The organism is Curtobacterium sp. VKM Ac-2922, from assembly GCF_022815645.1.
In the GTDB taxonomy this organism is placed as follows: domain Bacteria; phylum Actinomycetota; class Actinomycetes; order Actinomycetales; family Microbacteriaceae; genus Curtobacterium.
On the sequence record NZ_JALGRO010000008.1, the window covers coordinates 121,838 to 133,707 of the forward strand.

Here is an 11,870-nt window from a genome sequence, read left to right on the forward strand (position 1 = left end):
GGACTACGCTACATGAAAACCGTTATCAACAAGGAGGATGTCGTGCAGGTCCGCAACTCGCTCAAGGCACTGAAGAAGATCCCCGGATCGCAGGTGGTGCGCCGGCGCGGCCGGGTGTATGTGATCAACAAGCAGAACCCACGGTGGAACACGCGTCAGGGCTGATCGCGTCTTCCGTAGGGTGGCAGCATGCGACTGCTCCTGATCCGTCACGGCCAGACCCCCGCCAACGTCTCCGGCATCCTGGACGCCGAGGTCCCCGGTCCCGGGCTCACCGAGCTCGGTGAGCAGCAGGCCCAGGCGTTGCCGGCGGCCCTGGCCGAGCGGGGGATCGAGCGCCTGTTCGTGTCGTCCATGCTCCGCACACAGCTGACGGCCGCGCCACTCGCCACCGCGCTCGGGCTCGAGCCGGTCGTGCTCCCCGGGCTCCGCGAGATCGAGGCGGGGGACCTGCAGGGCAAGCGCGACCAGACCTCGGTGCAGCGCTACCTGGCCGCCTGCTACGCGTGGGCGTCGGGGGAGCGCGAGGCCCGGATGCCCGGCGCCGAGACCGGTGAGGACTTCTTCGACCGGTACGACGATGCGGTCCGGCAGATCGAGGACACCGGCGTACAGGTCGCCGCGGCGTTCAGCCACGGCGCTGCGATCCGGATCTGGGCCGCGACGACCGCGCAGAACACCCCGAACCACCTGGGCGCCGATCGACACCTCGAGAACACCGGTGTCGTCGAGCTCGAGGGCTCGTCGGCGGACGGCTGGCGCCTGGTCGACTGGGAGGGTGAGCCGATCGGCGGCGACGACCTGATCGACCGGACCGCGCAGGACCCGACCGGCGAGCGGTTCTAGCGACAGCGGTGGATCGCAACCCTGTCGCGAAAGCGACAGTCTGCCGCCGACGTTCCGGCACGATCTGTCGCTTTCGCGGGGTGTGACCCCGCCACAGACGGACGGGAGGCGCGGGGCCAGCTGGCACCCGGGCGCCCCGCCCGCGGGGTGCGGGTCTAAGACGCGTGGGGCGCCCTGGCGGTGAGCGGCACGATCACGCCGTGCGCCTCGCGCAGCACGTCGAGGGTGTGCTGGATCTCGTCCGCACGCTCCTCGGTGCTCCAGCCGAGGGCACCGGCCAGCACGTCCGCCAGCTCGTCGAGCAGGTCGATCGTGACCCCGCCGACGAACGCCAGGTTCGTGCGACGCAGCACCACGTCGATCAGGTGGACGGCCTGCTCGTGCTCGGCGAAGTACGCGACCTCGGCGCGGGTCAGCGCCGGGTCGGACTCGAGCGGCTCGACCGGACCGTCGGTCAGCACGTCGACGACCTCGGCTGCACGGGTGCCGTAGCGCTCGAGCAGGCCTTCGACCAGGGACTCGTCGAGCCCGTCGCGGTGGGACTTGATCCACAGGGCGCGCTGGGCGTCCGTGGTCGGGAAGTCCTTGCCGCCGCCGATGGCCATCCCGGTCGTGTCGACCTTGCGGGCGACGCCGAGCTTCTGCGTGGCCTCGGTCGACAGGTGCGCGGCGAGGGCGCGGAACGTCGTCCACTTGCCGCCGACGAGCGACAGTACGGTGGTGCTGCCGAGCCCGGGGATCTGGGTGTCGACGATCCGGTAGTCGCGGGACACGAAGCCGGGGGCGGTGTCCTCGTGGCGGGGGAGCGGCCGGATGCCCGAGTAGCTGTAGACGATGTGGTCGCGGGTGACCTCGATCTGCGGGAACACGTGCTTGACCAGGCCGAAGAAGTAGTCGATCTCCTCGTCGGTGGTCGTGACGGGCTTCGACGGGTCGGCGTCGATGTCGGTCGTGCCGATGAGCACGCGGCCCTTGAGCGGGTAGATCAGCACGATGCGGCCGTCGTCGTTCTCGAAGAACAGCTCGCGGCCCTTGGTCGCCTCGAGCAGCTCGTCGTTCTGCACGACGATGTGGGAGCCCTTCGTGCCGCCCATGTACTTCGTCTCGCCGCCGAACGCCTGGTTCGTCAGGTCGGTCCACGGGCCGGATGCGTTGATCACGACGTCGGCCTGGAAGGCGAACTCCTCGCCGGTCTCCAGGTCACGCAGCAGCACGCCACCGTCGCGGGTGCCGGCGGCCTCGACGTAGTTGGTCGCACGGGCGGTCGCGGCGGAGCCGGTCCCGGTGCCGGCGGCCAGGCCGTCCTTGAGCACGTCGAGCGCCAGGCGCTCCGGCTCGTGCACGCTGGCGTCGTAGTAGGTGCCCGTGTACTTCAGGTCCTTGTTGAGCGCCGGCATGTCCGACAGCGCCGCCTTCTTGGTGCGGAAGACGTGCTTGGGGACCGAGCCGCCGTCGCGCGAGAACGAGTCGTAGATCGTCATGCCGATCTTGATGAGCATCGCGCCGCGCTCCTTGGTGGAGCGCTGCTTGTGCGTGAGCATGCGCAAGGGGGCGTTCATGATGCCGGAGAACGTCGAGAAGATCGGCATCGTCGTCTGCAGCGGCTTGACGTAGTGCGGGGCGATCCGGATCAGGCCGTTGCGCTCCTGCACGCTCTCGCGCACCAGGCGGAACTCGCCGTTCTCCAGGTAGCGGATGCCGCCGTGGATCATGTGGCTGGACGCCGCGGAGGCGCCGGAGGCGTAGTCGCCGCGCTCGACGAGCGCGACGTCGACGCCCTGCAGGGCGAGGTCGCGGAAGGTGGCGATGCCGTTGATGCCGCCACCCACCACCAGGACCTGTGCGTTGGGGCGCTCGGTGAGGGCGGTCACCGTGCGTCGGGGCTGCGTCGTCTTCGACATGTGCGTACGCATCGCTTTCTGGGGTCGGTTCTGTGGTCTTGCATCCGATCGTGCGCCTGTCGAGAAGTCCGGGCAACCTGCGTGCACGAACGTGCAGCACCGGTGTCGGCACGCCCGCTGGCGGCTCCGATCAGGCACTGGAGGCTCGGTCGGGCTTGCAGAGGCCGTGCACGTCCGTGCATGGTTGCTCCATGTCCTCGAGTGCCGGTGATCCGGTTGTCTGACGCGGCCCAGCCGATGCGCACGCAGCAGGCGCTGCGCGCCGCACACCTGTACTACCTGCAGGACCTGACGATGGACGCCATCGCGGACGAACTCGGGACGTCGCGGTCCTCGGTCTCGCGGCTGCTCAAGCACGCCAGGGACACCGGCCTGGTCGACATCCAGATCCGGTCGCCGCTCGACCAGGCCGCGGCGCTCAGTCGGAGCATCCGGGCCCGCTTCGGGGTGCACGCGCACGTCGTCCCGGTCCCTGACCACACGAGCGACGTCGACCGGCTCGAACGGGTCGCGCTGTCCGCCGCGCGGATCCTGACGCAGTACATCGAGTCGAACATGGTGATCGGGTTGTCGTGGGGCTCGACGGTGAGTGCCGTCAGCCGGTACCTCGTGCCGAAGACCACGCACGGATCGACCGTCGTGCAGGTGAACGGCGCGGCCAACACCCGGACGACGGGCATCGTCTACGCCTCGGAGATCCTGCGGCGGTTCGGCGAGGCGTACGGCGCGCTCGTGCAGCAGTTCCCGGTGCCGGCGTTCTTCGACGACCCCGCCACGAAGGAGGCCCTGTTCCGCGAACGTTCCATCCGCCGCGTGCTCGACCTGCACGAGCGGATGGACGTGGTGGTGTTCGGCGTCGGTGCGCCGCAGGCCCCGGTGCCCTCGCACGTGTACTCCGGCGGGTACCTCGACCCCGCCGACCGCGAGGAGCTGGCGAAGGCCAAGGTCGTGGGTGACGTGTCCACCGTGTTCTACCGCGCGGACGGGTCGTGGCGGGACATCGGTGTCAACGCGCGCGCCGGCGGCCCGGACCTCGACACGATCAAACGTGCGCCACGGCGGATCTGCGTCGTCGCCGGTCGTGGCAAGGCGGCGTCCCTGCGCGGTGCCCTGGCCGCCGGGCTGATCACCGACCTGATCCTCGACGAGAGCATCGGGCAGGCGATCCTGCAGAACTGACGGGCGCCACGCGTTTGTCGGTGGCTCGTCGTACGTTCGGGTGCATGGTGCCATCCACCGAAACCACCTCGCCGAAGGCGCTGCGCACGGCCGTTGCCGTGCCCGGTGCCGAGCGGTGCGTGACGAGCGTCCCGGACCGCCGCGGGACCGCCGACGGCCGCTGGTCGAAGCGACTCGCCGGTTCGGACGTCGACCAGGCCCTCGCGTTCTTCTCGGCCGACTACGACCTGCGGACGCCTGCCGTCCGCCGGACATCGACCGCCGCCAGCTGGAGCTTCGCCGGCGTCGGTGACGAGCGGATGTCCCTGCGCAGCTCCCGGTTCCAGGTCGACCTGCGCAGCGAGTCCCTGGTCGAGGACGAGTTCATCGTCGTGTGGCTGCGTTCGGGCACCAGCAGGATCTCGTACGCCGGACACAGCATCGACCTGCAGCCGGGCATCCCCGTCGTGCTGCCGAGCGACGGTGCCTACCAGCTGCATCACCGCGACATCGCGCTCAACCTCGTGCAGCTGGACCGTTCGTTCGTGGCCGAGCTCGCGGGCGACGCCGACTTCGCGTTCGAGCCGTTGCAGCGTCCGACGGCCGAGGGCGCGCACGTCTGGCAGCAGGCCGTCCGTGCGCACTCGGCGACGTGGCTCGACATGGGTCACACGCTCGGTGACACGGCGCGCCGTGCGGTCGCCGACGCGTTCGCCAGTGCCGCACTCCGGGCCTTCCCGCAGCGCACGACCTGGCGTGCATCGGTCCCCGGCACGGGTCCCGAGCACGACCGCCTCCGCCGTGCGCTCGAGTTCGTGCACGCCCACGCCAGCGAGGCGATCGGTACCCCCGAGATCGCCTCGGCCGCAGGGCTCAGCCCACGCGGCCTGCAGCAGTCGCTGCGTCGCCACCTCGACCAGACGCCCGGTGACCTGCTGCGCGGTGTCCGACTCGACGGCGCGCACACCGACCTGCGTCGGGCTGACCGCGACGAGACCTCGGTGGCGGACATCGCCCGGGCCTGGGGCTTCGGACATCTGGGACGGTTCTCGGCTGCCTACCGGGCCCGGTTCGGCGAACTGCCGAGCGAGTCGCTCCGCAGCCGGAGCTGATCCACCGAATCTGATCGCACGGATCCGGGGATCGTCATCCGGATGTTCGGCTGCAACCTGCGTGAAACGCACGAGTGGCTGGATGGTGGGTGTCACCGCGGCTCGGCCGCACCGCAGCCCACGAAGGAGTCCGCCATGCGCATCGGCGTCCCCACCGAGATCAAGAACAACGAGTTCCGCGTCGCCGCCACGCCGGCGGGTGTCGCCGAGCTGACGATGCACGGCCACCAGGTGCTCGTGCAGGCCGGGGCCGGCGACGGCTCGTCCTTCCCGGACGCCGAGTACCAGGTCGCGGGCGCGACGATCGTGCCGTCCGCGTCCCAGGTCTGGGAACAGGCCGAGCTCGTGCTCAAGGTCAAGGAGCCCGTCGCGTCCGAGTACGCGTCGATCCGACCCGGGCAGGTCCTGTTCACCTACCTGCACCTGGCGGCCGACCGTCCCCTGACCGACGCGCTGATCGCATCGGGCGCGACGGCGATCGCCTACGAGACGGTCCAACTGCCCGACCGGTCGCTGCCGCTGCTGTCCCCGATGTCCGAGATCGCCGGACGGCTGTCGACCCAGGTCGGTGCGAACCACCTGATGCGCGCCCACGGCGGACGTGGCCTGTTGCTCGGCGGTGTCCCCGGCACGCCGAAGGGTCGCGTGGTCGTCATCGGCGGCGGTGTCGCGGGGGAGCACGCCGCGGCGATGGCGCTCGGCCTGGGCGCCGAGGTCACGGTCTTCGACATCAGCCTGCCCCGCCTGCGTGCGCTCGACGCCCGGTTCGACGGACGGATCACGACGCTGCGGTCCTCGACGCACGCGATCGCGTCGGCCCTGCGCGACGCCGACCTGGTGATCGGGTCGGTGCTGATCCCCGGTGCTTCCGCGCCCAAGCTCGTCACCGACGCCATGGTCGCCGACATGCGCCCGGGGTCGGTGCTCGTCGACATCGCCATCGACCAGGGCGGCTGCTTCGAGGGCTCGCGGCCGACCACGCACGACGACCCGACCTTCCGCGTGCACGACGCCGTGTACTACTGCGTGGCGAACATGCCCGGAGCGGTCCCGCGCACGTCGACGATCTCGCTGACGAACGCGACGCTGCCGTACGCGCTGGCGATCGCCGACCAGGGGTGGGAGCAGGCACTCGAGGCCGACGCTGCCCTGGCTCGCGGGCTCAACGTGCACGCCGGTCAGGTCACGAACGAGGCCGTCGCCGCTGCCCACGGCCTGCTCGTCGCCGCGCGCTGACGCGCCCGGCCCGGCCCGGCCCGCGCGCCGACGCGGCCCGCGCCGGAGCTCACTCCCGGTTCATCGCGAAAGCGACAGTTCGCCGCGGAACATCCGCGGCGAACTGTCGCTTTCGCGTGGGGGTTGGGGTTGGGGCCGGGCAGCGGCGCAATGTCGCGTTCTCGGGCGGATCGCGCGCGGCGCCGCGCGCAGGCCCGGGCTAGCGGACCGTCAGGCGCGGGGCCGGGGCGCGGAACCCCGCGCGGGCCCGCACCACGAGGGTGACGACGACCGCGACGGCAGCGGCGACGATGGCCGCGACCGCGGTGGGCACCGACACCAGGGGTCCGTCGAGCCGCGCGACCGCGACCCACGCCAGACCCCAGGCGAGCGAGACGACCGGGGACAGTCGACCCTGTCCGCCGAGTGCCACCAGGACCCCGACGAGCCCGGCGACGAGCGCCACGACGACGCCCCACACGTCCTGCCCGAGGCCGAAGCCCCGGAAGCCGGCGGCGGTCAGCACCGCGGCGGTGTTCGCCGCCGTCGCGACACAGAGCCACCCGAGGTACAGCCCGAACGTCCCGTCGGTGACGATCGCCTCGACGATGCCCGACGGTCGCGTGCGCCGCAGGATGACGAACGCCCACACCAGCACCGCGAGCAGCGCGACGATGATCGGCTCGCTCGCCCACAGGAACCCGAACTGCACGGACAGGATCCACGCGGCGTTGAGCAACAGCGACAGCACCGCGGGCACGACCAAACGGTCGTGACGCTCCTGGTCGGCGTGACGCGGCAGGAACTGCCAGATCGCGAACGCGATGAGCCCGGTGTAGATGACGCTCCAGATGCCGAACGCGGGGCCACCGGGGGCGATCGCCGTCGACGATGCCGACAGTGCCCCTCCGGCGGCGTCCTGGATCGGCGTGCCGCCCGCGGCACCCGACCCGATGAACGAGCCCACCAGGGCGATGACGGCGCTCGCCGCGATCGCGATCTTCCGGAACCATCGCATGGTCACTCCTCTCGTCGGCACACCGTCGTCAGCATGCTGAAGACCCCACGCTATGCCCGGACCTGCTGGCCCTCGCAGGGAGTGCTCAGGCCGCGGGGGACGTGCGTAGCCTGGGCACGTGACCGTCGAGCTGAACACCGTGTACGTCGACCGCATCGCCCCGATGGCGAGCCCCTCGCTCGACGAGTCCTTCCGGCTGATGGCCGACCAGGACGCCAGTACCTGCATCGTCCTGTACCGCCCGGACGCCGAGGAGCTCGGGGACGTCGCCGTCGCGCTCGGACTGCACGAGCTCGCGGTGGAGGACTCGGCCGAGGGGCACCAGCGACCGAAGCTCGAGCGGTACGGGTCGACGCTGTTCGCGGTCCTCAAACCGGCGCTGTACAACGACCGGCTCGAAGAGGTGGCGTTCGGCGAGGTGCACGCGTTCGTCGGGGACGACTTCTTCCTGGCCGTCGTGCAGGCCGACCCGCGCGGACAGCAGGTCGTCCCGCGGGCCCTGCAGCGCATGAGCGGCAAGCCCGGCCTGGTCACGGCGGGTCCGCAGGCGCAGCTCTGGGCGCTGATGGACTCCATCGTCGACGACTACATGCCGGTGATCGACGGGCTCGAAGAGGACATCAACCAGATCGAGGACCAGCTGTTCGCCGGGGTGCCCGGCGTGTCGAAGCGCATCTACGAGCTGTTCGGCGAGGTCGTCGACTTCCAGCGTGCCGCCCGCCCGCTGGTCTACATGATCGAGAACCTGCACCGCGGGGCCGAGAAGTACCACCTGCCGGTCGAGATGCAGCGACGCTTCCGCGACGTGCTCGACCACGCGATCCGCACGGCGGAGCGGCTCGACACGTTCCGGCAGCTGCTGCAGAACGCCCTGACGGTCGATGCCACCCTGGCGGCGCAGAAGCAGAACGACGACACCAAGAAGATCTCCGGCTGGGCGGCGATCCTGTTCGCACCGACCCTGATCGCGGCGATCTACGGCATGAACTTCACGCACATGCCCGAGCTGACCTGGACGTGGGGGTACCCGCTGGCCGTCCTGGCGATGGTCGTCTTCGCCGCGGCCCTGTTCGTGGTCTTCAAGGTGAAGCGCTGGTTCTGAACCGAGGTGCAGCGCTGGTTCTGACCCAAGGCGAAGCGCCGGTTCTGACCCAAGGTGACGCGGCGGTTCTGACATACTGAGCGAACATAGTTGCGAAACAAAAGAAAGAGCTCCGATGACGCAGCACGCGCAGCCGACGCAGCACGACCGCCCCGATGCCCTCGTCCACCTGACCGCCGCCGGGGTGTCGCTCGTGCTCGACTGCACCGCCGGCCAGCTGCCCGCGGTCGTGCACTGGGGCGCCGCTCTCGGTGCCCTGTCGACCGCGGACCTGCTGTCCCTGGTCGAGTCCGGCCGTGAACCCGTCGTGTCGAACGCCGTCGACGAGCCGATCCGCCTGGCCGTCCTGCCCGAGCCGCACGCCGGGTGGTCCGGCAAGCCCGGCATCAGCGGCCACCGCGACGGCCACGACTGGTCGCCGAAGTTCACGACGACGAGCCTCGACGTGCACGGTGAAGCGCACCAGACGGAACCAGGAGCCGAGCGCCAGGACGACGCCCACGAGCGCCAGATCCCTGCCCGCATCGACGCCGGCCCCGCCACGGTCGTCGTCGAGGCCACCGACCCCACCGCGGGCCTGGCCGTCCGGCTGGAGATCGAACTGCTGCCCGCCGGCCTGGTCCGCACCCGGGCCGCCGTCACGAACACCGGCCAGGGCACGTACACGGTCGACGACGTCACGGTCGCCCTGCCGGTCCCGACCCGGGCGCGCGAGGTGCTCGACTTCGCCGGCCGCTGGGGCAAGGAGCGCACGCCGCAGCGCAGCGAGCTGGTGGTCGGCATCCACGAGCGTGAAGGACGCAAGGGCCGCACCGGAGCCGACGCCGCCACGGTGCTGAGCGTCGGGGTGCCCGGGTTCGGCTTCGCCCGTGGTGAGGTCTGGGGCGTGCACACCGCGTGGAGCGGCAACCACCGCCACCATGCCGAGCGCCTGTTCAACGGCAAGCAGGTCGTCGGCGGCGGTGAGCTGCTGCTGCCCGGCGAGGTCCGCCTCGGCACGGGGGAGACGTACGCAGGACCGTGGGTCTACGGCGCCTACGCTGACGGGCTCGACGCCCAGGCGCGGCGCTTCCACACCCACCTGCGCAGCCGCCCGCAGCACCCGCGCTCGGACCGTCCGATGACGATCAACGTGTGGGAGGCGGTCTACTTCGACCACGACCTGGCCCGCCTGCGCGACCTGGCCGATCGGTCCGCCCGGCTCGGCGTCGAGCGGTTCGTGTTGGACGACGGCTGGTTCCGGCACCGCCGCAACGACTTCGCCGGCCTGGGCGACTGGTTCGTCGACGAGGGGGTGTGGCCGGACGGGCTGACCCCGCTCGTCGAGCACGTCCGCGCGGCGGGGATGCAGTTCGGCCTGTGGTTCGAGCCGGAGATGGTCAACGAGGACAGCGACCTGGCACGCGCGCACCCGGAGTGGATCATGCAGGCCGACGGCCGCCTGCCGATCCGCTCGCGCCACCAGCAGGTGTTGAACCTGGCGATCCCCGAGGCGTACGAGTACGTGCTCGACCGGATGACGTCGATCATCGACGAGTACCGCATCGACTACGTCAAGTGGGACCACAACCGCGACCTGGTCGAGGCCGGACGCCCGGGCGGTGGTGCCGCGGTGCACGAGCAGACCCTGGCGGCCTACCGGCTGATGGCCGAGCTCAAGGACCGGTTCCCGGGCTTCGAGATCGAGTCGTGCTCGTCCGGTGGTGCCCGCGTCGACCTCGGCGTGATCGAGCACACCGACCGGGTGTGGGTGTCCGACTGCATCGATCCGCTCGAGCGGCAGCAGATGAACCGCTGGACGATGCAGCTGTTGCCGGCGGAGCTGCTCGGGTCGCACATCGCCAGCGGGGTGAACCACACGACCGGGCGTTGGCACGACCTGTCCTTCCGTGCCGGCACCGCGATCTTCGGGCACCTCGGCATCGAGTGGGACCTGTCGACGGCGACCGAGGCCGAGGAACGTGACCTGGCCGAGTGGATCGCCCTGTACAAGCAGGTCCGTCCGCTGCTCCACGGGGGCGACCTGGTGCGTGTCGACCAGGTCGACGCGACGCAGAACGTCTACGGCGTGGTCGCCCCGGACCGCCGCGATGCGCTGTTCTTCCTGGCCTCCCTGGGCAGCTCCGAGGTGAGCCTGCGCGGCCGCATCACCTTCCGCGACCTCGACCCGGACACGCGCTACCGCGTGGACCCGCTGCTGATCGGCACGGGTGCGGACGGCGTCCGGGCGCCGGTCTGGTGGTCCGGCGACCGCGTCTTCTCCGGCCGTGTGCTGACCGAGGTCGGCCTCGAGGCCCCGGCGCTGTCCGCCGAGCGCGTCGTGCCGTTCCGGGTGACGGCGGTCTGACGGCCGCCCACCGGCGGGAGCAGGGACCCACCTGCAGGACGGGAGGCCCGTGGTGACGTCACCACGGGCCTCCTGTCCGTCTCGGTGCCGGAAATGTCTTGACAAGCCTTTATTGCGCGGCAACACTAAGGGCATCCGGAGGCCGACGCCCCCGAGGAAACCGCGTTGACGAAGGAGTCACGATGGCCACCGAAACACCGTTGTCGTCAACCCTGACGACGAGTGCCCGGCGAAGCCGACCGGTCACGCAGAACGGCGCGGGGGTGTCGAACCCCAAGCGCCGCCGTCGGAACGACCTGTGGCTGGCGCTGGTCTTCATCGCCCCGGCCTCGATCGGGTTCGCCCTGTTCCTGCTCTGGCCGACCCTGCGCGGCATCTACCTGAGCTTCACGAGCTACAACCTGCTCACGCCGCCGGTGTTCACCGGCCTGCAGAACTACGAGCGCCTGCTGCAGGACTCGATCTTCTGGCACTCGATGGCGGTGACGGTCGAGTACGTCCTGCTGAACATCGGGTTCCAGACCGTGCTGGCGCTGTTCATCGCGGTGATGATGCACCGGCTGACGAAGTCGACGTTCGTCCGCGGCATCGTCCTGGCGCCGTACCTGGTGTCGAACGTGGTCGCGGCGCTCATCTGGCTGTGGATCCTCGACACGCAGCTCGGCATCGGCAACGAGGTCCTCAACGCGATCGGCGTCGGGCGGATCCCGTTCCTGCAGAGCGACGTGTGGGGCATCCCGACCATCGCGTTCATCAACGTCTGGCGGAACGTCGGCTACACCGCGCTGCTCATCTTCGCCGGCCTGCAGGCACTGCCCGAGCAGGTCTACGAGGCCGGCCGCATCGACGGTGCCAGCGAGTGGAAGATGTTCTGGGGGATCACGGTGCCGCTGCTGCGCCCGATCCTGTCGCTCGTGCTCATCATCACGGTCATCGGGTCGTTCCAGGTGTTCGACACCGTCGCCATCACCACGCAGGGCGGACCGGCGAACGCCACGAACGTCGTGCAGAACTACATCTACAACCTGGCGTTCGGCCGGTTCCAGTTCGGGTACGCGTCTGCGGTCTCGGTGGCACTGCTGGTCGTCCTGAGCATCATCACCGTCGTCCAGTACCGACTCTCGCGCTCCAGCGAGAGCGACCTGGACTGACCCGGACCACGGAAGCGAGT

The 11,870-nt window shown here is 70.4% G+C and carries 10 protein-coding genes; 8 read left to right on the forward strand and 2 right to left on the reverse strand.

The annotated features are described in order from the left end of the window. The first annotated feature begins 42 nt into the window (after positions 1-42). A complete protein-coding gene (ykgO, locus tag MT346_RS10960) occupies positions 43-165 on the forward strand; it encodes a type B 50S ribosomal protein L36 (protein ID WP_242088603.1) in 123 nt (40 codons plus the stop codon). Positions 166-189: 24 nt separating this feature from the next. After that, positions 190-846, forward strand: coding sequence for a histidine phosphatase family protein (locus MT346_RS10965; RefSeq protein ID WP_243563100.1), 657 nt, complete (start codon positions 190-192; stop codon positions 844-846). Positions 847-1,001: 155 nt separating this feature from the next. Here the strand turns inward: MT346_RS10965 and MT346_RS10970 are convergent, their stop codons facing one another. After that, on the reverse strand, positions 1,002-2,747 hold the full coding sequence (locus MT346_RS10970; protein WP_243563101.1) for a glycerol-3-phosphate dehydrogenase/oxidase: 1,746 nt from the start codon (positions 2,745-2,747) through the stop codon (positions 1,002-1,004). Between the two features lie 237 nt (positions 2,748-2,984). Here MT346_RS10970 and MT346_RS10975 point away from each other — a divergent pair, with 237 nt between their 5' ends. From MT346_RS10975 to ald, 3 genes are all read left to right on the forward strand, one after another. Continuing rightward, a complete protein-coding gene (locus tag MT346_RS10975; RefSeq protein WP_243563102.1) occupies positions 2,985-3,926 on the forward strand; it encodes a sugar-binding transcriptional regulator in 942 nt (313 codons plus the stop codon). Positions 3,927-3,970: 44 nt separating this feature from the next. Then, positions 3,971-5,017 (forward strand): AraC family transcriptional regulator, encoded by a 1,047-nt coding sequence (locus MT346_RS10980; protein ID WP_243563103.1) that lies wholly within the window; start codon positions 3,971-3,973, stop codon positions 5,015-5,017. A 135-nt stretch (positions 5,018-5,152) separates the two neighbouring features. Beyond that, positions 5,153-6,253, forward strand: coding sequence for an alanine dehydrogenase (gene ald / locus MT346_RS10985; protein WP_243563104.1), 1,101 nt, complete (start codon positions 5,153-5,155; stop codon positions 6,251-6,253). 199 nt (positions 6,254-6,452) lie between these two features. On the opposite strand, the gene MT346_RS10990 is transcribed toward ald, so the two are convergent. Continuing rightward, positions 6,453-7,250, reverse strand: a complete 798-nt coding sequence (locus MT346_RS10990; RefSeq protein WP_243563105.1) for a tryptophan-rich sensory protein — start codon at positions 7,248-7,250, stop codon at positions 6,453-6,455. A gap of 118 nt (positions 7,251-7,368) precedes the next feature. On the opposite strand from MT346_RS10990, the gene MT346_RS10995 reads away from it, so the two are divergent. The 3 genes from MT346_RS10995 (at position 7,369) to MT346_RS11005 (ending at position 11,850) form a co-directional block, all read left to right on the forward strand. Next, complete coding sequence (locus MT346_RS10995; protein ID WP_243563106.1) at positions 7,369-8,352, forward strand: magnesium and cobalt transport protein CorA; 984 nt, start codon at positions 7,369-7,371, stop codon at positions 8,350-8,352. A 115-nt stretch (positions 8,353-8,467) separates the two neighbouring features. Further along, the gene (locus MT346_RS11000; RefSeq protein WP_243563107.1) at positions 8,468-10,699 is read left to right on the forward strand and encodes an alpha-galactosidase; all 2,232 of its coding nucleotides are present in this window, start codon (positions 8,468-8,470) and stop codon (positions 10,697-10,699) included. 182 nt (positions 10,700-10,881) lie between these two features. Next, complete coding sequence (locus MT346_RS11005) at positions 10,882-11,850, forward strand: carbohydrate ABC transporter permease (RefSeq protein ID WP_243563108.1); 969 nt, start codon at positions 10,882-10,884, stop codon at positions 11,848-11,850. Positions 11,851-11,870 lie beyond the last annotated feature (20 nt).